The sequence below is a fragment of the Amycolatopsis sp. lyj-346 genome, assembly GCF_046548975.1.
Taxonomy (GTDB): domain Bacteria; phylum Actinomycetota; class Actinomycetes; order Mycobacteriales; family Pseudonocardiaceae; genus Amycolatopsis.
In genome coordinates this window covers 882,782-904,632 of the sequence record NZ_JAJPWT010000001.1, presented here as the reverse complement: position 1 = coordinate 904,632, position 21,851 = coordinate 882,782, and the positions used below count along the sequence as shown (strand labels likewise).

The following is a 21,851-nucleotide window of genomic DNA, read 5'->3' as shown; positions in this document are numbered from 1 at the left end:
CGGTACGCCGGTGGGCTGCGGGCGCAGACCCCTCGACACTCCACACGGACCACGGACGGCGGTGGTTCACCAAACGGAAGGCCCGCACTGTTTCCAGTGCGGGGCCTCCGGTCAGCCTTCTTCCGAGCCCGGTGGCCGGGCCAGCCCGTCGCCGGGCAGCGGCGGGGTCGACCCGCCCGGGCCCGGCCGCGGCGTCCGGCTCGGCCGCGACGTCGAGGTCTCGGTCTCGCTGGAGGTCTCCGTGGGCGTCTCGGACGACGTCGAAGGCGGTGTCTCCGACGTCGTCGGCGTGTTCGAGGGCTTCGGCTGCGTCGTGGTGACCTCGTTGGCGTCCCTGCCGATCGGGTCGACCTTGTCGAACTTCTCGCCCGGGGTCCCCTGCAGGTAGTTCTTCATGAACTCTTCCCAGATGGGCCCGGGGTAGGTGCTACCGAAGATCGGCTTGTTCGCGTTGTCGTGCAGCGGGACGTTGCCGTCGCCGCCGACCCAGGCCGCGGCCGAGACCGACGGGGTGTAGCCGACCATCCAGGTCTGCGCGTTGCGCTCCGAGTAGTTCTTCGGGTCGCCGTCCCGCAGGTCGTACTGCTGCGTACCGGTCTTGCCCGCGCACTGGTGACCGGTCGGGCAGTCGAGCTTCGAGTGGGTGATGACCGGGCCGAGCGCCGTGGTCACGTTGCCGGCGATCTGCGCGGTCTTCTGCGCGTCGCCGTCGAACGCGGGCTTGGCCTCGTACTTGCTCTCGTCGAACTCGACCTCGTCCTGGGCGTTGGTCAGCTTGGTGACGAAGTGGGCTTCACGGCGCATGCCGTCACCGGCGAAGGTGGCGTACCCCGCGGCCATGGCCTCCGGCGTGGCCACGGTGGCGCCACCGCCGAGGGCGATGTTGATGTCCTGGCTCATCTGCGGCGACGTCGGCACGCCCGCTTCGTTGGCGGCCTGTGCCACGCGCGCCGGCTTCGTCACGTTGAGCACCATGTCGTAGAACACGGTGTTCGCGGAGATCTCCATCGCCTTGGCCACGGTGCACTCCGTGCCACAACTGGCGCTGTCACCCGCGTTGCGCAGCGGTGTCGACCGGCCGGGGAACATCCGGTTGTTGGACCCGTCGAAGGTGTCGCCGAGGCCCTTGCCCATCTTGAGGTACGCGGCGAGGTCGAACGCCTTGAACGACGAGCCCGGGTTCTGCGGCACGTCGGCCCAGTCCTCGCCGGTCTGGTCCTCGCCCTTGTCGTTCTTCACCATGTCCGGGCCGCCGTAGTACGCGAGGACGCCGCCGGTCTTCGGGCTCACCGCGACCAGCGCGCCCTTCAGCCGAGTGTCCTTCTGGCCCTTCAGCTTGTTCGTCACCGCGTCCTCGGCCGCCTTCTGGGCCTTGGGATCGATCGTGGTGTAGACCTTGGCGCCTGCCGCGTGCAGCTTGGCGCTGTCGTAGCCCTGGGCGGCCAGCTCTTCGTCGATCCGCTGCTGGATGTGGAACGGCATCGACTGACCGGTGTCCCTGGACGACTTCGGGATCGGCGTGGGGAACTGCGCACCCGCGCGTTCGTCGGCGCGCAGCCACTTGTTGGCCACCATCTGGTCCATCACGTACGTCCACCGGCGCTGGGCGTACTCCTGGTTCTCGGAGCGGCCCGGACCCTGGATGAGACCCGCGAGCAGGGCCGCCTCGGACGGGCTGAGGTCCTTGGCGTCCTTGTTGAAGTAGGCCTTCGCGGCCGCCTGGATCCCGTTCGCCCCGCGCCCGAAGTAGACGATGTTCAGGTAGCCCGTGATGATCTCTTCCTTGGACTCCTGGTTGTTCATCTTGAACGACTTGGCCAGCTCGGTCCACTTGCGGGTCAGCGTCGGGGCGTCGTTCTGGGTGGCCTGCTTGATGTACTGCTGGGAGATGGTCGAACCACCGCCCTGGCCGCCGGTCGCCTGGTTGAAGACCGCGCGCAGGATGCCGGTGAAGTCGAAGCCGGAGTTGGTCTCGAACGTCGAGTCCTCGGCGGAGTACACGGCGTGCTTGACGACGTCGGGGATCTCGCCCGGCTTGAGCAGCTGGCGGTCGCCGCCCTTGGGCAGCTGACGGCCCATCACCGTCTTGCCGTCGGCGTAGTAGTAGGTGACGGGCTGGCTCTGCAGCGCCGCGACGCTCTCCGGCGTCGGCACGTCGACCATGAAGTAGGTGATCACGAACGCGATCGCCGGCACGACGAAGAAGACGCCCACGCAGGCGTAGGCGACCCGGCGGATGATCTTCCAGCGGCGCTTCTTCCGCTGCGCCGGGGTGAGGACCTTGCGGCCCTTCTCGTCGAGCTCCTGCTGGGGCTCGACGTCGTCGGCGAACTCGTCGAACCGGTCGTCGTACGGCTCGTAGCCGTCTTCGGTCCCGTTGTGCGCGTGGTGGGTGATGAGATCCGGCTCACGCGCGGGTTCCGGTTCCGGACGACGCCCGGCGGGCGGCGGCTGCCGGAAGCCCTGCGGCGGCGAGCCGGGCGGACCGCCGGGCCGGCGGCCGGGCGGCGGCTGACGTCGTCCGGCCGCGCCGCTCTGACCGCGGGGCGCCTGCGGACGTTGTGGCTGGTCACCGGGCCACTGCTGGCCACCTTCGTCGCCGGCGGGCCAGGCCGGACCGCCCTGCTGGGGGTTGCCGCGAGCCGGGGTGGCGCGCCGGGGCGACTCACCGGGCCACGCGGGTCCCGCCTCTTCACCCGGCCACTGGGCGCGGCGAGGTGCGTCTGGCTCCTGGTTCGGCCAGGAGCGGTTGTCGTCGGTCACGGATGGGCCTCCCGGATCAGTACCCGCAGGGGTACTGACCTGCGTGTTGCGATGGTCGTACAGTGGCTCACCGGCGTGCGGTCCTTCGCGGATCCGCCGGTTCCCCTGTGCCCAGGACGTATGACCGGACCAAGTGGTTCCAGTGGCACGCCCGGCACACTTCGACGTCGTACACGGTGAACTCGGCGAACGAGCCGGCCATCCTGGCCAGCTCTTCGGGGGTCCTGGCCGAGCCCGCGACGTGCTTGAGTTCGTCGCCGTAGACCCAGGACACCAGGGTCAGCGGCTGCTGGCGGCAGATCGGGCAGGGCAGCTCACCGTCCCGGCCGTGGAACTTCGCCGCCCGCAGCAGGTACGGGCTCGCGTCGCAGGCTTCGTGGCTGCCGACGCGCCCGGAGCGGACTTCGGCCAGCAGCGCACGGCGCTGCAGCGCGTAGTCCACGACCTGCCGCTGGTTAATCACGAGAACAGAGTACGGGCTCTTCCTGTGTGGTCCACGCCCCCTAGCGCGGCCAAGCCCGGGACCGGCGTGGACACGCCGGGAGTTCGATAACTCTCCGGTGAATTTCGCCCCCGATGGGTACTTGGTGAGGGTTACCTTCGCCACTCCGATGTATCGGCGCGATATAGTGGCTGAGTAGGTTGGACCGAGGCGCTCGTTCGGAGCAACGCGGGTTGTCTCGGTTTGTTCCCGAAGGGGGTGCGGTGTGCTGGAGTTCGCGATCCTCGGTCTTCTGCACGAAGCGCCCATGCACGGGTACGTGCTGCGCAAGCGGCTGCACGAGACGCTCGGCACGTTCCGGACGTTCTCGTACGGCTCGCTGTACCCGACCCTGCGGAAGCTGCTGCGGGCCGGGTACCTGGTCGAGGAGCTGGACGAGGCCGACGACCGGGCGTGGTCGCGGCGCGGACGGCGGGTCTACAAGCTCACCGCGGAGGGCAAGGAGCGCTTCGGTGAGCTGCTCGGCGACGACGGGCCGCAGACCTGGGACGACGAGGGTTTCGGCGTCCACCTGGCCTTCTTCTCGCGCACCCCGGCCGACGTGCGGATGCGGATCCTCGAGGGCCGCCGCCGCCGCGTGGAAGAACGCCGTGAGGGTATGCGAGCGGCGCTGGCCAGGGCCGAGGAGAAGATCGATCGCTACACCCGCGAGCTGCACCGGCTGGGGCTGGAGACCAGCGAGCGGGAGGTGCGCTGGCTCAACGAGCTGATCGCGCACGAACAAGCCGAACGGCAGGGTCCGGAGACCTGAGCCGCCGGCCCGGGCCGCAGCGTCGCGGCACCAGACCTACTGAACAGACACGGATGAAGGAGAAAACCCCATGGGCGACAACCGCCGCGTACGGGTGGCCATCGTGGGCGTCGGCAACTGCGCGGCGTCGCTGGTCCAGGGTGTCCAGTACTACCGGGACGCGGACCCGGCCACCCGGGTCCCGGGGCTGATGCACGTCGACTTCGGCGGCTACCACGTCCGCGACATCGAGTTCGTCGCCGCCTTCGACGTGGACGCCAAGAAGGTCAGCCGCGACCTGTCCGAGGCGATCTTCGCTTCCGAGAACAACACCATCAAGATCGCCGACGTGCCGCCGCTCGGCGTGACCGTCCAGCGCGGCCACACCCACGACGGGCTCGGCCGCTTCTACCGCGAGACGATCGAGGAGTCCGACGAGACCCCGGTCGACATCGTCGCGGCGCTGCGCGAGGCCGAGGCCGACGTGCTCGTGTCGTACCTGCCGGTGGGCTCCGAAGTGGCGGACAAGTTCTACGCCCAGGCCGCGATCGACGCCGGCGTGGCGTTCGTCAACGCGCTGCCGGTGTTCATCGCCTCCGACCCCGAGTGGGCGAAGAAGTTCGAGGACGCGGGCGTCCCGATCGTCGGTGACGACATCAAGTCCCAGGTCGGCGCCACCATCACGCACCGCGTGCTGGCGAAGCTCTTCGAGGACCGCGGTGTCCAGCTCGACCGGACGATGCAGCTCAACGTGGGCGGGAACATGGACTTCCTGAACATGAAGGAGCTCGAGCGGCTCGAGTCCAAGAAGATCTCCAAGACCCAGTCCGTCACCTCGCAGGTCGACCGCGAGCTGGGCAAGGGCAACGTCCACATCGGGCCGTCGGACTACGTGCAGTGGCTCGACGACCGCAAGTGGGCCTACGTCCGGCTCGAGGGCCGCGCCTTCGGCGACGTGCCCCTGAACCTGGAGTACAAGCTCGAGGTGTGGGACTCGCCGAACTCGGCGGGCATCATCATCGACGCGGTGCGCGCCGCGAAGATCGCGCTCGACCGCGGCATCGGCGGCCCGATCCTGTCGGCCTCGTCGTACTTCATGAAGTCGCCGCCGGAGCAGTACGACGACTCGACCGCGCGCGACGCCGTCGACAAGTTCATCCGCGGCGAGGTCGAGCGGTAAAACTGTCTCCCGTCGAAGGCCGTCACCGCTGGTGGCGGCCTTCTTCGCGTGGTGCACACTGTGCCGATCTTTACCCATCCGACCACAGTCACGGCCGAGTGGCTTGGGAGTGGAGGTTACGTGTCGTGCGGGGGGCGGCCTACTTTTTGGCCGGATGGGTAAACCGATGGGGCGGGGTAGGCGTTGGCGGGGTGTGAGTGCGAGTGTCGGCGAAAGCGCGCCGGGGGACCTGGGCGCGCCGACCTTTCACGACCTCTTCCGCGAGTACTTCGGCCAGATGACCCGGCTGGCCCACCTGCTCGGCGCGGACGACGCGGAGAACGTCGCGCAGGAGGCCTTCGTCAAGCTCCACCAGCGCTGGGACTCCCTGACCGACCACACGCGCGTGGCCGGCTACCTCCGCACGACCGTGGTGAACATGTCGCGGTCGCGGACCCGGCACCTGCGCGTCGTCCGGCGAACCCCGCAGGACCGGCCGCCGGACGAGCTGTCGGCCGAGGTCCGGGCGGTGGCCAACTGGGAACACGGGCAGCTGCGCGCGGTGCTGGCGAGGCTGTCCCGGCGGCAACGCGAGGTGCTGGTGCTCCGCTATTGGCTGGACCTCAGCACGGCGGGCATCGCGGAGACGCTGGGCATCTCCGCGGGCACGGTCAAGGCGACGACGCACCACGCGATGGAGAACCTGCGCAAGCACCTGGGGGACGACCTGGGAGGTGAGCGATGACCGACCTCGAACGCGAGCTGGCCGAAGCACTGCGAGGGCAGGCCCGGGAGGTCACGCCCAACCTCGACGCGGCGTGGGCGGAGCAGCAGCGCAGGCAGCGGCGGCCGGCGAAGTCACGCCGCCGCCGGGTCGCGGTGTGGGGTGCCCCGCTGGCCGCGGTGCTGGTGGTGCTGACCAGTGTGTTGCTGGCCACGCAGCTCAACCCGGCCCCGACCCCGCCCCCGCAGCCCGCGGCGAAGCCGGGGCAGGATCTGGTCATCGCCAAGCCCCTGATCTCGCCGCCCGCGCTCGACACGAGCGATTCGATGGCGCTCGTCGACTTCACGGGGCAGACGGACAACTGGACCTCGCACGCCGTCGTCGCGACCGGAACCGCGGGAGAGCGCATGTTCTGCGTCGAAGCGCTGATCAAGGGCGTGACCAGGGGCGGGCCGAACTACGGCATCGAGTCTCCGTCGTGCGTCCCTCTCACGGGGTACCCCGTGAAGGGGGCGTATGTCGGCAAGAACGGTGGGCCGCTGCCCGAGGGCAAGGCCGTCTTCCTCGTCGACCGGGTGGTGCAGTCGCTGCGCCTCTACGACGCCGCGGGTGATTTGAGCCAAGCCAAAGCGGTCGGTCTGCTGGGTCCTGGCCGGCTGTTCCTGGCCGACGTGAAGCCCGGTTCGCCGCCGGTCCGCTACGAGGTCAACCCAACCCAAGCGCCCCCGGCAAGCCGGTGATCTTCTCCACCACCGCCGTCGCCTGCTTCAGCACCTCCGGGTCCGGCGGGAAGTGCGGGTTCGGCACCGCATAAACCGCCATCCGCGCCGCCAACGCGGACCGCAGCCCGTTCGTCGTGTCCTCCACCGCCGCACAATTCGCGGGCGCCACACCCAGCAGCTCGGCCGCCCGCAGGTAGACGTCCGGCGCCGGTTTCCCCGCCCCGACCTGCTCGGACGACACCGCCGCGCCCACCGGCAGGCCCGTCACGTCCAGGAAGCCCTTGATCAGGATCACCGGCGACGAGCTCGCGATCGCCACCGGCCACCGCTTCGACACCTGCCGGACGACGTCCACCGCGCCGGGGATCAGCGGCGGCTCCTCGGCGTACCGGGCGGCCATCCGCTTGACCACGAGTGTGGCGATCTCCGGTGGCGAGAGCCGCGCGCCGAGCTCCTCCACCAAGTAGCGGGCCCACTCCGGGGTGCTCATCCCCTGCTGGGCCCGGGTCGCCTCCTCGCGCCAGGTGCCGCCGTGCTCGGCGACGACCGCGCGCCGCACTTCGTCCCAGATCCGCTCGGAGTCCACCAGTACGCCGTCGAGGTCGAAGATCACCGCGTCCATGGCCCGAGCCTAGCCTGTGAGCGGACTTACTTAGCTACCCTTACTAATTTTTGTTAGCCTGGCTAAGTGACTTCCGAGATCACCGATCTCGCCCACCGGCCGAGTTCGAGACCGACCGCGCCGCGATCGAAGCCGCCCTGCCCGCCCTCGCCAAATTGCTCGTCGACACCAAGAAGGAGGAACTGATCAGCGATGAGCGCTGAACACCACTCGAGTCTGCTGGACGCGGTCAAGGGCCAGCCCAAGCAGGTGTGGATCACCGCGTTCGCCGCGGTCATCGCCTTCATGGGGATCGGGCTGGTCGACCCGATCCTGCTGTCCATCGCCAAGGGGCTGGACGCGACGCCGTCCCAGGTCACCCTGCTCTTCTCGTCCTACCTCGGCGTCCAGGTCGTCGCGATGCTGGTCACCGGCGCGGTGAGTGCCCGCTTCGGCGCGAAGCGCACGGTCCTGGCCGGCCTGACGCTGATCGTCGCGGCCACCGCCCTCTGCGCGGCCGCCGGCTCGATCGAGCAGCTCGTCGGGCTGCGCGCGGTCTGGGGCCTCGGCAACGCGTTCTTCATCGCGACGGCGCTTTCGGTGATCGTCGGCGCCGCGACCGGTGGCCAGTCCGGCGCGATCCTGCTCTACGAGGCCGCCCTCGGTGTCGGCCTGTCGATCGGTCCGCTGCTGGGTGCGCTGCTCGGCAGCATCTCGTGGCGGGGGCCGTTCCTCGGCACCGCGATCCTGATGGCGGGCGCGCTCGTGCTGTGCGCGGTCTTCCTCCAGAGCGACAAGCACGAGAAGCGCGACCCGATCATGCTGCTCGACCCGCTGCGCGCGCTGAAGCACCCCGGCCTGCTGCGCACCTCCGTCGCCTCGGCGCTGTACACCGCCGCGTTCTTCGCGGTCCTCGCCTGGTCGCCGTTCGTCCTCGGCTGGAACGCGATCGCCGTCGGGCTCGTCTTCTGCGGCTGGGGCCTGTGCGTTGCCGTCGCCGGGGTTGCCCTGGCACCGCGGCTGGCCGCCCGCCTCGGCGAGCGGCACGCCGCCGCGGCTGCCGTCTTCGGGTACGCCGTGCTCATGGTGGTCCTGGCCGTGCCGAGCAAGCCGGTGCTGGTCGCCGGGATCATCGTCTCCGGCCTGGTGTCCGGCCTGCTGAACACGCTGTTCACCGGCACCGCGATGGCGATCGGCGACGCGCCGCGGCCGGTCGCCAGCGCGGGCTACAACTTCTGCCGCTGGCTGGGTGGCGCGGTCGCCGCGACGCTCGTCGGGCACGTCGCCGAGTGGTTCGGCTCGCCGCAGGCGCCGTTCGTCGCCTCGGCCGTGCTGTGCGTCGTCGCGGGTGCGCTGCTCTCGCTGCGGGAGAAGAAGGCGGACCCGCACACCGTGCCGCCGGAAGCGGTACTGGTCGGCGAAGAGTTCTGACATCACGCTGAGCGACGGCCCCTGGACCAAGTGTCCGGGAGCCGTCGGCCGTTCGGGGGCGCCCACGCGTGAGCATTGCGAGTAATACACCCGTTGTTCATCCGGATGTCTGGATCGGCTGGTTTTCGGCACATACGGTCACTGGGTTCCCGAACTCCCACCATGGAGGCGCTGTGCCCGACCGTCTGCTCCCGCTGTTCCCCGCACACCCGGGTGGACGTTCCCCGATCACCTGCGAGTACCGCTGCGGCAACGCGTGCGCTCACCCGGAGCCGAACGAGTCCGGGAACGAGTACTTCGGCGACCTCGTCAAGGACATGTCCCGCCGCCGGGTCTTCAAGGCCGGCGCCGTGCTCGCCGCCGCCGCGGGTGGCCTCGCCGCGCTGTCCGGGACCGCGGCGGCCGCCGACGGCACCGCGGCCGCGAACGGACACGGACACGGGCCGAAGCCGCGCCCGGTCCCGGGCACCGACTTCGACCCGGTCCCGCCGAACAAGCTCGACGCGGTCAGCATCCCCGACGGCTACGCCCAGCGCGTCGTCATCCGCTGGGGCGACCCGGTCGTCCCCGGCGCGCCGAAGTTCGACTTCACCAAGCAGACGGCGGCGGCGCAGGCCAAGCAGTTCGGCTACAACAACGACTTCGTCGGCCTGATCCCGCAGGACCCGCTGGGCCTGACCAACCTGCTCGTGGTGAACCACGAGTACACCGCCGAGACGCACATGTTCCCGGCCGACCAGTACGACCCGGCCAACCCGACCGAGGAGCAGGTCAAGATCGCCTGGGCGGCGCACGGGCTGTCGGTGCTGCTGGCCCGCCGCGACCCGGTCCGCGGCGGCCTGGAGGTCGTGCCCAGCCGGTTCGGCCGCCGGATCACCCTCGACACGATCTTCGAGGTCCGCGGCCCGGCCGCCGGGTCGAAGTACCTGCGCACGTCGGCCGACCCGACCGGGCGCAAGGTCCGCGGCACGCAGAACAACTGTTCCGGCGGCGTGACGCCGTGGGGCACGGTGCTCTCCGGCGAGGAGAACATCCACCAGTACTTCGCGAACGCCGGCACGGTCACCGACCCGGTCGAAGCGGCACGGCTCAAGCGGTACGCGATCGGCACCGGCGCCAGCACCCGCAAGTGGGAGCGGTTCGACAAGCGCTGGGACGTCGCGCAGGAGCCCAACGAGCCGAACCGGTTCGGCTGGGTCGTCGAAATCGACCCGAACGACCCGAACTCGACGCCGATCAAGCACACCGCGCTGGGCCGCTTGAAGCACGAGGGCGCGAACATCAAGATCACCGCCGACGGCCGCGTCGCCGCCTACACCGGCGACGACGAGCGGTTCGAATACATCTACAAGTTCGTCTCGAACGGCAAGTACAAGCCCGGCAAGAGCGCGCACGCGCGGCGGCACAACTCGGCGCTGCTCGACGACGGCACCCTGTACGTCGCCCGCTTCACCGGCGACAGCCCGGGCGAGGTCGACGGCACCGGCAAGCTCCCGGCCGACGGCGAGTTCGACGGCGCCGGCGAGTGGATCCCGCTGGCGAGCGGCAACAAGTCCTTTGTGGACGGCATGACCGCCGAGGAGGTCTACGTCTTCACCCGGCAGGCGGCCGACAAGGTCGCCGCGACGAAGATGGACCGGCCGGAGGACATCGAGCCGAACCCGGTCAACGGCCGGGTCTACGCGGCGCTGACCAACAACAGCGACCGCGGCGCGGCGGGCAAGGCGGGCGTCGACGAGGTGAACCCGCGGGTGGCCAACAAGAACGGCCAGGTCCTGGAGTGGGAGGAGGCCCGCGGCGACGCGGCGTCGACCCGGTTCTCCTGGCGGCTGCTGCTGGTCTGCGGTGACCCGAAGGCGGCCGACACCTACTACGGCGGCTTCCCGAAGGACCAGGTCAGCCCGATCTCCTGTCCGGACAACGTCGCCTTCGACCGGCACGGCAACCTGTGGGTCTCCACCGACGGCAACGCGCTGGGCTGGAACGACGGCCTGTTCTCGGTGCCGGTGACCGGAGCCGAGCGCGGTCACGTCAAGCAGTTCCTCTCGGTGCCGGTCGGTGCCGAGACGTGCGGCCCGGTCGTGACGGACCACCTGGTCCTCGTCGCGGTCCAGCACCCGGGCGAGAACGCGGCGAGCTCGGCGAACCCGACGTCGCACTGGCCCGACGGCGGCACCTCGCAGCCGCGGCCGTCGCTGGTCTCGGTGTGGAAGAAGGGCCGCTTCGGGCTGCCCGGCCGCATCGGCGAGCGCTGACCCACCGGGCTCACACCGGCCGAGGTTCACTCTTAAGTGGACGGTTCTCGGCCGGTGCGGGCCCGCACCGCGCGCCATAGTCGAGAGGTGATCTTCTCGGGGCGCACGGTGGCGGTGGCGGTGGTGGCGATCGCGGCGGCGGTCGTGCCCGCGTCCACGTCCACCGCCGCCGACGCGGCGCCGGTCTGCGGCGGGCTGGCGGCGAACCCGAGCCTCGAGCTCGCGGCCCGCAACGGCGCTCCGGACGGGTACGTCTTCGCCCCGGCCGCTCCGGTCCCGCCCGGCACGCCGGCGGCGAAGGTGCCGAAGCTGCTGACCGTGCGGGAGTACGCCGTCGACGGGCAGCGGGCGGCGGTCGTCCAGACACCGGACGGCAAGACCAGCACCGCCTACCAGACCGAGCGGTTCGTCCCCGGCGGCGTCTACTCCCTCAGCGTCTGGACAGCTTCGCGCGCGCCGCGGTACGAACCGGCCACCGGCCTGCGGTTCTACGACGCCACCGGCACGCAGATCCAGGAGACCAAGCTCGTCGCCGACCACTACGCCGGGGACGACACCCTCGTCCACCAGGACTTCCCGGCGGTGACGGCGCCGCCGAAGGCGACGGCGGTGAAGTTCTTCGCCACGACCACCCTCGACCGGCTGCACTGGGACTGCGTCGACCTCCAGCTCGCCGCGTACTCGGTGAAGAAGGAAGTGCAGAACCCGGCGACCGGCGCGTGGGCGTCGTTCGCGACGGTCACCGCGGGCGAAACCGCGCACTACCGGATCACCGTGACCAACGAGGGCACCCAGGACCTCACCGGGATCACGGTGCAGGACCCGTGGTGCGCCGAGCCGTTCGCGCCGTTCGCGCTGGCCGCCGGCGCGAACCGGCAGCTGACCTGCGACCACCCGGACCTCGCGGTGGCCGACAGCGGGCACGTCAACACGGCGAAGGTCACTGGCGTGCACCACCCGGGTGGCACGCTCGGCGACAAGACGGCGTCGGCCACGATCACCGTCCTCCCGCCGCCCGCCATCGCGAAGATCGGCGACTTCGTCTGGGCGGACCGCAACCGCGACGGCCTGCAGGACCCGGACGAGCCCGGCGTCGCGGGCGTCAAGGTGACGCTGAAGGACGGCGCGGGCGGCACGGTCGGCACCGCGACGACCGACGACAAGGGCAAGTACGGCTTCGAGAAGCTGAAGGACGGCACCTACCAGCTCTGCTTCGCCGTCCCGGCGGACTTCACCGTGACCCGCCGCGACGCCGGCAGCGAAGACCGTGATTCGGACGCCGACCCGGGCGGCTGCACCGCCCCGCGCACGGTGGGCCGGCCGTCCCACGAAGACTTCGCGGCGGACCTCGGCCTGCTGTCCCCGACGAACCGGATCGGCGACTTCGCCTGGGCCGACACGGACGCCAACGGCCTGCAGGACGCGGGCGAACCTGGCCTCGCCGGCGTCAAGGCGGTCCTGAAGGACGCCGACGGCAAGGAACTGGCGAGCGTGGTCACCGGCCCCGACGGCGCGTACGGCTTCGACGGCCTGGACGACGGCACGTACCAGGTGTGCTTCACCGCGGACGGCTACCACCCGGCACCCAAGGACACCGGCGACGACGCCCGAGACTCCGACACCGACCCGGCGTCCGGCTGCGCGGACCCGCGCACCCTCGGCACCGGCAAGCGCGAAGACCGCACGGTCGACGCCGGGTTCGCCGCTACGGTGGGGCCATGACGGATCTTCCCCTCGCCCTGGTGACCGGCGCCTCCCGCGGGATCGGCGCGGCGGTCGCCCACCAGCTGGCCCCGACGCACCGGCTGCTCCTCGGCGGCCGCGACGCCGACGCGCTGGCCACGCTGGCGAAGGAACTCCCGGGCGCGAAGCCGTGGCCCGTGGAGCTGACGGACTCCGCTTCGCTCACTTCGGCGGTCGCGGACATCACTTCACTGGACGTCCTGGTCCACTCGGCTGGCGTCGCCCGCCTGAGCCGCATCGAGGACGCCACGGCCACCGCGTGGCGCGACAACTTCGAGGTCAACACCCTGGCGGTGGTCGAGCTGACCCGCCTCCTGCTCCCGGCACTGCGCACGGCCCGCGGCCACGTGGTGGTAATCAACTCGGGAGCGGGCCTGAACGCCCGCCCAGGCTGGTCCCCGTACGCGGCGAGCAAGTTCGCGGTCCGCGCCTTCGCCGACGCCCTCCGCGAGGAGGAGCCGGGGATCCGCGTGACATCGGTCTACCCTGGCCGCACGGACACGGAGATGCAGCAGGAGATCTTCGCGGGCGAAGGCCGCGAGTACGACACGGCGCACTTGCTGAAGGCGGACTCGGTGGCCACCGCGGTCGTGACGGCGGTATCAGCCACCCCGGACGCCCACCCGACGGAGATCATCCTCCGCCCCCGCTGAGCAGCCATCGGGCCCGGCCGAACTCCCCCGCCCTCCCTGGGGGGCGTCCCCAAGTCCAGTATATCGGCGGCTACCGACAAACCCGCCCGATCGACGCTACCGGCCCGAGTTGTCCACAGTGCCGTGCGCTTGTGGATCAGGCCCGCAGCCGTGCCGCTGTCTCGGCCACGCCGGCCTGCACCTTCGCCCGGTCCACCTTCACCGACTCGCCGTCGGTCACCACCTGCTCACCCGCGACCCAAACATCCCGCACCCGCCGCGACCCCGCGGCCCACACGAGGTTCGACAGCAGCTGCTCGTCCGGCACCTCCAAACCGCACGCGAACGCCGGGTCGTCCAGGTCGATGTGCACCAGATCCGCCCACCGGCCCGGCTCCAGCGCGCCGATGTCGGACCGGCCCAGTGCCGCGGCTCCGCCGCGGGTGGCCAGCAGGAAGGCGTCCGCTGCCGTCAGCACCGTCGAGTTGCCCGTGGCCAAGCGGGCCAGCATGGCCGCGAGCTGCAGTTCCTCCCACAGGTCGAGGTCGTCGTTGGAGGCCGGGCCGTCCGTGCCGAGACCCACCGAAACCCCCGCGGCCCGCAGATCCGCGATCCGCGCGATGCCCGAAGCCAGCTTCGCGTTCGAGCCCGGGCAGTGCGCCATTCCGACGCCGTGCGAAGCGAACAGCGCGATATCCGAATCCGACAAGTGAATTGCGTGCGCCGCCAGCACCCGGCCGTCCAACATGCCCAGCTCACGAAGCAGTGCCGGCACCGAACCGTGCGCGGCACGAACCGCCGTGTCCTCCTCCGCCGCCTCCGCGACGTGGATCTGCACCAGCGCGCCGCGCGACAAGGCCGACTCCGCCGTCGCCCGCAGGCCATCCTCGGACAGCATGTACGCCGAGTGCGGGCCGAAGCCGAGCTCGATGCGGTCGCCGTGGCCGAAGCGGAGGCCGTCCGTGTCGATCCAGCGCTCGATGGCGGCCAGCTGGGCCCGCCAGTCGAGGCCCGGCAGCTCCATCACCGGCGGCGCGACCAGCACGCGGCCACCCGTCGTGAGGACCGCGTCGACCAGCTGCTCGCCCTCGAAGTACATCTCGGCGCTGGTCGTGACGCCGTGGCGGAGCATCTCGACCGAGCCGAGCAGCATGCCGGTCCGGATGTCCTCCGGGCGCAGCTTCGCCTCGGCGGGCCAGATGATCTCGTTGAGCCACGGCAGCAGCGGCAGGTCGCCGCCCATGCCGCGCAGCAGCGTCATCGGGCTGTGCGCGTGCGTGTTGATCAGGCCGGGCAGCAGGATGCCGGTCAGGGTGGTGACCGGTGCGGCGGATCCGGGGGCGGTGGCCGCCGGTCCGCAGTACGAAATGCGCCCATCGGCGTCGACATCGACGACCGCGTCACGGAGAAGCGAACAGGACGGGTCGGCGGGGAGAACGACAGGGGCGTGGAAACGGCGTTGCATCTCTGGATACTACGCACCCGCAATTACGAAACGACTCCGCTCCGCCACGCCCAGGCCGCGGTCTCCACCCGGTTCCGCGCGCCGATCTTGCTCTGCACCGACGCCAGGTGCGTCTTCACCGTCGACAGCGACATGAACAGCTCCGCGCCGATCTCGGTGTTCGTCAACCCGCGCGCGGCCGCCTTCACGACGTCCAGCTCGCGGGCGGTCAGCGGCTCGGACGGTGGCGCGACGTGCCGCTTCGCCGAGCCGGACCCGTCGAAGTGCTTGAGCAGCCGCACGGTGATCTGCGGGGAGACCAGTGCGTCGCCGCGGTCGGCCGCGCGGACCGCCTCGATCAGCAGCGCCGGGCCGGCGTCCTTCAGCAGGAACCCGGAGGCGCCGTTGCGCAGTGCCGTGTGGACGTACTCGTCGAGGTCGAACGTCGTCACGACGACCACCTTCAGCGGGTCGGCCACGTCCGGTCCGGCCAGTTGCCGGGTGACCTCCAGGCCGTCGAGGCCGGGCATGCGGATGTCGAGCAGGCAGACGTCCGGGCGTAGCTCGCGGGCCTTCGAGACCGCCGAGACGCCGTCCGCGACGTCGGCGACGACCTCGATGTCGTCGTTGGACTCCAGGATCATGCGGAAGCCCATCCGCACCATCTCCTGGTCGTCGGCGATCAGTACCCGGATCACTCGTCCCCTTCCGTGTCTCCGGCCGCCAGCGGCAGCCAAGCTTCGACGCGCCAGCCGCCGTCCGGGCCCCGCCCGGCCGACAACCGGCCCTTGAGCAGCGCGACGCGTTCGCGCATGCCGACCAGACCGTAGCCGCCCGACCCGCCGGCCGGCCGGTGTGCCGTCTCGCGTCCGTTGTCCGTCACCCGCAGGTGCAACTGGTTCCCCTGAACCTCGGCGACGACGAAGGCCTCGGTCGCGCCCGAGGCGTGCTTGCCGACGTTCGTCAGCGACTCCTGCACCAGCCGCAGCGCCGAGCGGCCGACCTCGTGCGGCAGGTCCGGCGGCACGTCCAGGTGCATCGACGTCGGCACGCCGTGGTTGGCCGTTTCGACCAGTTTCCGCAGGTCGGCGCCGAGGTCGGTGGTGGCCTGCTCGCTGAACTCGCTCGACCCGGCCGGTGCGTCGCCGCGCATCGAGCGGACCAGCCGCCGCATCGCCGCGAGGGCCTCGACGCCGGCGTTCTCGATCCGGCCCATCGCCTCGACCGCGATCTCGGGTTTCTGCGCGGCCATCAGCCGGGCGGCCTGCGCCTGCACGACGATCCCGGTGACGTGGTGGGCGACGACGTCGTGGAGTTCGCGGGCCAGCGCCATCCGCTCGGCCGTCTGCGCGTCGCTCACCGCGGACTGCACGGCCTGGGTCCGTTCGGAGTCCCGTGACCGCAGCATCAGGCCGAGGGCGATGGAGATGCCCAGCATCAGCGTCGCGGCGAAGGCGAGGATGGACAGGGTCTGGGGATCGGTCTGCAGGCCCTGGCGCGCGTCCGAGTTGAGGATCGTCGCGAGCGCGACGACGCTCGAGAGCACCGCGACCCGCGCCCAGGACTGGCTCAGCCCGCGGGCCCGGGTCAGGTTCACCACGACGCCCATGCCGGCCACGATCTGCGTGGCAGGCACGCCGCCCGGCACCGGGTAGTCGAAGGAGCGCAGCTGCAGGAACGGCGTGATGACCGCGGACAGCAGCATGACGCCGGCGAGCCCGAGGAGCGCGTCCGCGGGCCGCCGCGGGGACAGCACCGCGATCACGGCCGCGAGGATCGAGCAGAACAGGATCGGGAACCCGCGGGCGGTGTTCGAGTACGTGTAGCCGAACTCGAACAGCAGCGCGAAGGCGAGCAGCCCCATCAGCGGCCACTGCCCCATCGCCAGCTCGTTCATCCGGCGCAGCCGCCGCGTCCGCGGATCGGCGCGCGGGCCGCGGTCGCGGGCCGCGATGGCGGGCACCAGCGGGCCGACGAGCAGCAGCAGGCCGAACAGCAGCGCCTGGGTGCCCGTGCTGCTGTCGATTTGGGCGACGCCCGCGTACCGGCCGAAGACGGCGACGAGGCCCGCGAAGACCAGGAAGCCCACCACGCAGAACGCCACGCCGGCCCGCGCCCGGCGGGCCACGTAGTAGACCATCAGCACCCCGGCCACGACCTCGGTGATGGTCACCTTCGGCAGCACGCTGGAGTACGGCGGGATGCGCAACGCGTGGATGAAGAGGGTGGAAAAGATCAGCACCCCGCCGCCGGCCACCGCGGCGACGGCGGCCCGCTTCTGGGCCCAGAGCCCGCAGGCCACCATCGCGAAGATGCCGGGCAGCAGGCCGAAATCGACCAAGCGCGGGCCGTGCTCGTCGAGCGCCGCCTGGGTTGTGTAGACGACGTCGAACAGCAGGGCGGCGAACAGGACGGCCGAGGGCACGCCGATGCGCCGCACCAGGGCGGTGGTGCGGGTGGAGAGCGTTTTCGGCAGAGGCGCGGCGGGCACAACGTGACGTTACGTGATTCCCCGGCACCCGCACCTTGGCCGACTGGCCCGCGCTGCCTCGGCCGATCGGCCGAGGCGGACCGGGGTGTGACTGGCCTTCTGCCCGAAGTGGACGCCCCCTGATCTCGGTGAAGCTCATCGGCATCAAGATCCGAACGACAGGGAGAACCTCGTGGACCCGAACACTCCACACGCGACGAACGGCCCGGTGCTGTCCGGCCGCGGGCTGGTGAAGCGCTACGGCACCCAGTACGCCCTGGCCGGCATCGACATCGACATCCAGCCGCGGGACGCCGTCGCCATCGTCGGGCCGTCCGGCTCGGGCAAGACGTCGCTGCTGCACGTCCTGGCCGGCATCCTCCGGGCCGACGACGGGCAGATCTTCCTGGGCGGGCAGCGGATCGACCACCTCGGCGAGAAGAAGCGCAGCGAGCTGCGCCGCACCGAGTTCGGGTTCGTCTTCCAGTCGGGGATGCTGGTGGCCGAGCTGACGGCCGAAGAAAACGTCGCGCTGCCGTCGCTGCTGGCGGGGCTCGGCCGCAAGGAAGCCATCGACGCCGGCCGCGTCTGGCTCTCGCGCCTCGGCCTGGCCGGCAAGGAACGCCGCCGTCCCGGCGAGCTGTCCGGCGGCGAGGCCCAGCGCGTCGCGATCGCGCGGGCGCTGACCCACCGGCCGAAGGTCATCTTCGCCGACGAGCCGACCGGCGCGCTCGACACGCGCACCGGCCGCGAGACGATGGACGCCCTGCTCGGTGCCGCCCACGAGACCGGTGCCGCGGTGATCGTGGTGACCCACGACCGCGAGCTGGCCGAGTCGATGCCCAAGACCGTCTCCATCCGGGACGGCCTGATCGCGACGAGGCTGGCGGCGTGAACTCCCTCCAGATCGCCCTGCGGGTGCTGCGGGTGGACCGGCGGACCCGGACGTCGGCGATCCTCACCGCGATCGGGGTGGCCGTCGCGACCGGGCTGGTGCTGCTGCTGGCGACGCTGCCGTTCGCCACGCAGAACCGCGAACAGCGTGCCCTCTGGCAGGGCGCCGACTTCTACAGCCGCAACGCCGACGGCCCGGCCAAGCTGCTCTACTCCGCCTCGATGGACTACTTCGGCGGGCAGCAGATCACCCGCGTCGACGTCGCGCTGGCGCCGGGCGCGACCGCGGCGGGCATCGCGCTTCCGCCGGGGGTGCCGCAGCTGCCGGGGCCGGGCGAGACCGTCGTGTCACCCGCGCTCGGCCGCCTCCTGCAGGCCCACCCGGCCGCGGAGCTCGGCGACCGGTTCGGCAAGCCCGTCGGCGCCTTCACCGAAGACGGCCTCCGGTTCCCGGAGCAGCTGGTCGCGCTGACCGGGCACACCCCGGACGCGATGCCGGAGAACGTTTCCCCCTTGGCGGGTTTCCCGAGCGGGAAGGCGAGCCCGGATCCCCTGCTCATGCTGCTGTCCTGGGTCGGGATCATCGTGCTGCTGGTGCCGAGCCTGGTGCTGGTCGCGTCGTCGGCGCGGCTGACCGCGGCCCGGCGGGAACGGCGGCTCGCCGCGATCCGGCTGGCCGGGGCGACGCCGGGGCAGGTCACGAACATGGTGGCCGCCGAGACGACGTTGTCGGCAGGCATCGGCGCGCTGCTCGGCCTGCTGATCAGCCCGGCGCTGCACGGCCTCGCGTCGTTCGTGCCGTGGGCCGGCGGTACCTGGCTGGCGGCCGACTTCGCGCTGCCGGCCGGGCTGACGGTGTTCATCGTCCTGCTCATCCCGGTGCTCGTGGTGCTGGCCGGTGTCCTCGGCCTGCGCCGCGTCTTCAAGAACCCGCTGTTCGCCACCGGCGGCCACACGAAGAAGCCGCTGCGCTGGTGGCGGCTGCTGGCGCTGCCCGCGGCCGGGCTGTTCTTCCTGGTCGCGGTGACGACGGTGAAGGAAACCGGCGGCATCGGGCTGGTGATGGCCGGGCTGTTCCTGCTGGTCGGCTCGGCCGCGATCGTCGGGCCGTGGGTGACGTCGGCGGTCGGCGGCACGTTCGTCCAGGCTTGGCGGCGCCCGTCCGCGCTGCTCGCCGGCCGCCGCCTGCGTGACGACCCGAAGGGTGCCTACCGCGCGTCCGCCGGGATCGTGCTCGCGGTGTTCGCCGGGTCGATGGCGCTGACGCTGCTGCCGACGTTCGAGTCGATGGCCGGTGGCGGGCGGTCCTTCGCCGACTCCGTGCTCTACGTCGACTCGGACGCGTCGCACGCGGGCAAGATCGTCGACCAGGCCAACGCGTCCCTCCAGAAGTACGGCCAGTCCGAAAAGGCGGTCGCGGTCGGCGAGGTCTACCTCGTCAAGGGTGCGGGCGACAACCGCTACGGCCACCGCGCGCTGGTGATGACCTGTGCCGACGCCGTCAAGCTGACCCGCTTCGGGCTCACGCCGGAGAACTGCACGGGCGGCCCGGCCGTCTTCGGCGACTCGGCGATCGACCTGGCGCAGTACCGGATCGCCGCGAACTGGGACGGCCCGGCGATGGCCGCGAAGTCGGGGACGCGGGTGGAAGCCGTCCACTACCCCGACGCCGACCTGTCCGGCTCGCTCGTCATCGACCCGGCCGCGTTGCCGGACGGCTTCACGCCGAAGGACTACACCGTCGTCGCGCCGACCACCGACGCGAACCGCGAGACCGTCCGGACGGCCTTGGCCGGACCGGCGGCGGGCGCGGAGATCGGCAGCCGCGACCAGTACCTGTACAACCAGCAGACCGAGCTCGGCGACCTGCGCCGGGTCACGGTGATCGGGCTGATCGCGGCGGGGATCCTGGCCGGCTGCAGTGCCGCGGTCGCGACGGCGGGTTCGGTGATGGACCGCCGCCGCACGTTCGGCGCGCTGATGGCCGCGGGCACGCCGGTGCGGGTGCTGGCGAGGGCGTTGCGGATGGAAGCCGCGCTGCCGGCACTGGTCGCCACCATCGGCGCGGGAATTGTCGGAGTACTGGTCGGTGTTGGGCTCTACAGCATGGTCGACGAGCGGGGCATCGTGCTCAGCCCGTGGCTGCTGGCGCCGGTCGTGCTCGGGGTCGGGGTGGCCCTGCTCGGCGCGTCGGTCTGCACGCCCGCGCTCAAGCGGGTCCAGGCCGAGCCGCTGGCCGACGAATAGCGCGTTCGCCCCTCTGTCGGGGGAGGGGCGAACCCCGCACTTTCACGTGGAAGTGCCCACCAGGGAGGGGCACTTCCACGTGGAAGTGCCCCTATTGCTTCTCGAAGACGAGGTCGTGGGAGACGCGGCCTTCGACGTCCGCGCGCTGCTCGAACTTGGTCACCGGGCGCCACTCCGGCCGGGGGGCCCAGCCGTCGTAGCGGTTGCGCAGTGCGGGTTCGGCGGAGCAGACCTCGAGCATCTGCTCGGCGTAGTTCTCCCAGTCGGTCGCCATGTGGAAGGTGCCGCCGGGCGCGAGCCGTGACGCGACGAGCGCGGCGAACGACGGCGACACGATCCGCCGCTTGTGGTGCTTCTTCTTCGGCCACGGGTCGGGGAAGAACAGCCGTACCCCGTGCAGCGAGTTCGGCTCGACGTGCTTGGTCAGCAGCACGACGGCGTCGCCGTGCAGCAGCCGCAGGTTCTCGACGCCGAGCTTTTCGGCGCGCAGCATCAGCTGGCCGAGGCCCGGGTCGTAGACCTCGGCCGCGACGTAGTTCAGCTCCGGCGCCGCGGCGGCCAGCTGCGACGTCGTCTCGCCCATGCCGGAGCCGATCTCCAGCATCACCGGCGCCTCGCGGCCGAACCACTCCGTGAAGTCCAGCGGACCGGCGGGCAGCTCGCTCACCGTGCGGCCCAGATCAGGCCACAGCTCGTCCCAAGCGCGCTGCTGCCCGACGGTCATCCGGCCGCCGCGCTTCACGAAGCTGACGACACTGCGTAGCCGGGGTTGGTCCTCGTTTTCCACGGGTGGAATGTAGCTGGGCTCGCAGCGCCTCCGTTGAGGGTGGTGGCGGGGGCATGGATGGATCAACGAACTGCTTCGAACACCCCGAGACGAGATCGCAACCCGGCCAGCCCGGCGACCGGGATCGGGTCCGGTGTCCGCCCGGTGTGCGCGGGCAGGACGTCGATCCAGCCGGCGTGCCGGTCGGTGTTCATCACCGTCGTGGGAATCGCGTGCCCCGATTTCCCGCGTTCGGACGGCATGAACTCCCAGTAGCCGGATTCGCCGTCCGCGGCCCACGGGACGAATTCCCACCCCGGGCGCCTGCCGAGCAGTTGCGCGATCCGGTCCTCGACGCGGAAACCCTGTTCCCGCGAATCGAGCTTGCCGTCCGCCATCGCGCGCAGCCACCACGGCGCCGGGACCGGGCCCGCCATCCCGCTCGAAGCGCGGAACAGGGCCAGGACGTTGTCTTCGGGCGCGCGGTGCACCCACGCGCGGCGGAGTTCGGCCGGCGTTGCCGCCGTCATGGCGGCCTGCGGGAGTTCGATCGCCCGCGACCATTCGAGGTGCAGCATGGGTTCGAGCCGGGGAGCGTCGTCTTCGGCGCGGGCCCGGGGAATCGTGCCGCCCAATTCTTGCCCGGTGTCCACCGTCAAGATTCACCTCCAGGGGAGCTCAGACGGGTCCGGTGCTTCACTTATGAATCTTGCCTGGTCGTAGCAGTATGTCCGGTGCCTGTGAGAGAAGCCACAGTTGTTTCACCTT

The 21,851-nt window shown here is 71.0% G+C and carries 18 protein-coding genes; 10 read left to right on the top strand and 8 right to left on the bottom strand.

Features of this window, described 5'->3' with window-relative positions:
* Positions 1-111: 111 nt before the first annotated feature.
* Entirely contained in the window at positions 112-2,763 is a 2,652-nt protein-coding gene (locus tag ACLJQE_RS04475) for a transglycosylase domain-containing protein (protein ID WP_410637648.1), read from the bottom strand.
* Positions 2,764-2,830: 67 nt separating this feature from the next.
* The gene (locus ACLJQE_RS04470; RefSeq protein ID WP_410637647.1) at positions 2,831-3,226 is read right to left on the bottom strand and encodes a DUF5318 domain-containing protein; all 396 of its coding nucleotides are present in this window, start codon (positions 3,224-3,226) and stop codon (positions 2,831-2,833) included.
* A gap of 244 nt (positions 3,227-3,470) precedes the next feature.
* Here ACLJQE_RS04470 and ACLJQE_RS04465 point away from each other — a divergent pair, with 244 nt between their 5' ends.
* The 4 genes from ACLJQE_RS04465 (at position 3,471) to ACLJQE_RS04450 (ending at position 6,618) form a co-directional block, all read left to right on the top strand.
* Positions 3,471-4,016, top strand: a complete 546-nt coding sequence (locus tag ACLJQE_RS04465; protein ID WP_410637646.1) for a PadR family transcriptional regulator — start codon at positions 3,471-3,473, stop codon at positions 4,014-4,016.
* A gap of 70 nt (positions 4,017-4,086) precedes the next feature.
* Positions 4,087-5,175 (top strand): inositol-3-phosphate synthase, encoded by a 1,089-nt coding sequence (locus tag ACLJQE_RS04460; RefSeq protein ID WP_410637645.1) that lies wholly within the window; start codon positions 4,087-4,089, stop codon positions 5,173-5,175.
* A 193-nt stretch (positions 5,176-5,368) separates the two neighbouring features.
* Positions 5,369-5,899 (top strand): RNA polymerase sigma factor, encoded by a 531-nt coding sequence (locus tag ACLJQE_RS04455; protein WP_410637644.1) that lies wholly within the window; start codon positions 5,369-5,371, stop codon positions 5,897-5,899.
* Complete coding sequence (locus ACLJQE_RS04450) at positions 5,896-6,618, top strand: hypothetical protein (RefSeq protein WP_410637643.1); 723 nt, start codon at positions 5,896-5,898, stop codon at positions 6,616-6,618. The genes ACLJQE_RS04455 and ACLJQE_RS04450 overlap by 4 nt, the downstream gene beginning before the upstream one ends.
* On the opposite strand, the gene ACLJQE_RS04445 is transcribed toward ACLJQE_RS04450, so the two are convergent.
* Complete coding sequence (locus ACLJQE_RS04445) at positions 6,584-7,222, bottom strand: HAD family hydrolase (RefSeq protein WP_410637642.1); 639 nt, start codon at positions 7,220-7,222, stop codon at positions 6,584-6,586. The genes ACLJQE_RS04450 and ACLJQE_RS04445 overlap by 35 nt on opposite strands.
* Positions 7,223-7,414: 192 nt before the next feature.
* Here ACLJQE_RS04445 and ACLJQE_RS04440 point away from each other — a divergent pair, with 192 nt between their 5' ends.
* The 4 genes from ACLJQE_RS04440 (at position 7,415) to ACLJQE_RS04425 (ending at position 13,283) form a co-directional block, all read left to right on the top strand.
* Positions 7,415-8,632, top strand: a complete 1,218-nt coding sequence (locus ACLJQE_RS04440) for an MFS transporter (RefSeq protein ID WP_410637641.1) — start codon at positions 7,415-7,417, stop codon at positions 8,630-8,632.
* Between the two features lie 173 nt (positions 8,633-8,805).
* A complete protein-coding gene (locus ACLJQE_RS04435) occupies positions 8,806-10,887 on the top strand; it encodes a PhoX family protein (RefSeq protein WP_410637639.1) in 2,082 nt (693 codons plus the stop codon).
* An 87-nt stretch (positions 10,888-10,974) separates the two neighbouring features.
* Positions 10,975-12,609, top strand: coding sequence for an SdrD B-like domain-containing protein (locus ACLJQE_RS04430; RefSeq protein WP_410637638.1), 1,635 nt, complete (start codon positions 10,975-10,977; stop codon positions 12,607-12,609).
* Complete coding sequence (locus ACLJQE_RS04425) at positions 12,606-13,283, top strand: SDR family oxidoreductase (protein WP_410637637.1); 678 nt, start codon at positions 12,606-12,608, stop codon at positions 13,281-13,283. The genes ACLJQE_RS04430 and ACLJQE_RS04425 overlap by 4 nt, the downstream gene beginning before the upstream one ends.
* A 136-nt stretch (positions 13,284-13,419) precedes the next feature.
* On the opposite strand, the gene ACLJQE_RS04420 is transcribed toward ACLJQE_RS04425, so the two are convergent.
* Genes ACLJQE_RS04420 through ACLJQE_RS04410 form a run of 3 tightly spaced genes read right to left on the bottom strand, consistent with a single transcriptional unit; the run spans position 13,420 to position 17,197 of the window.
* A complete protein-coding gene (locus ACLJQE_RS04420) occupies positions 13,420-14,727 on the bottom strand; it encodes an amidohydrolase family protein (protein WP_410637636.1) in 1,308 nt (435 codons plus the stop codon).
* A gap of 23 nt (positions 14,728-14,750) precedes the next feature.
* Positions 14,751-15,404 carry a response regulator gene (locus ACLJQE_RS04415; RefSeq protein WP_410637635.1) on the bottom strand — a complete coding sequence of 218 codons (654 nt, stop codon included), beginning with the start codon at positions 15,402-15,404 and terminating at the stop codon, positions 14,751-14,753.
* On the bottom strand, positions 15,401-17,197 hold the full coding sequence (locus ACLJQE_RS04410; protein ID WP_410637634.1) for a sensor histidine kinase: 1,797 nt from the start codon (positions 17,195-17,197) through the stop codon (positions 15,401-15,403). Before ACLJQE_RS04410 ends, ACLJQE_RS04415 begins: the two co-directional genes overlap by 4 nt.
* A 172-nt stretch (positions 17,198-17,369) precedes the next feature.
* Between ACLJQE_RS04410 and ACLJQE_RS04405 the strand changes: the two genes are divergently transcribed.
* Together ACLJQE_RS04405 and ACLJQE_RS04400 are read left to right on the top strand one after the other, a co-directional pair.
* The gene (locus ACLJQE_RS04405) at positions 17,370-18,071 is read left to right on the top strand and encodes an ABC transporter ATP-binding protein (RefSeq protein WP_410637633.1); all 702 of its coding nucleotides are present in this window, start codon (positions 17,370-17,372) and stop codon (positions 18,069-18,071) included.
* Positions 18,068-20,317 (top strand): FtsX-like permease family protein, encoded by a 2,250-nt coding sequence (locus tag ACLJQE_RS04400; RefSeq protein WP_410637632.1) that lies wholly within the window; start codon positions 18,068-18,070, stop codon positions 20,315-20,317. The genes ACLJQE_RS04405 and ACLJQE_RS04400 overlap by 4 nt, the downstream gene beginning before the upstream one ends.
* A 91-nt stretch (positions 20,318-20,408) precedes the next feature.
* Here the strand turns inward: ACLJQE_RS04400 and trmB are convergent, their stop codons facing one another.
* The gene (trmB, locus tag ACLJQE_RS04395; protein ID WP_410637631.1) at positions 20,409-21,104 is read right to left on the bottom strand and encodes a tRNA (guanosine(46)-N7)-methyltransferase TrmB; all 696 of its coding nucleotides are present in this window, start codon (positions 21,102-21,104) and stop codon (positions 20,409-20,411) included.
* A 62-nt stretch (positions 21,105-21,166) separates the two neighbouring features.
* The gene (locus ACLJQE_RS04390; RefSeq protein ID WP_410637630.1) at positions 21,167-21,736 is read right to left on the bottom strand and encodes a hypothetical protein; all 570 of its coding nucleotides are present in this window, start codon (positions 21,734-21,736) and stop codon (positions 21,167-21,169) included.
* Between the last annotated feature and the right edge of the window lie 115 nt (positions 21,737-21,851).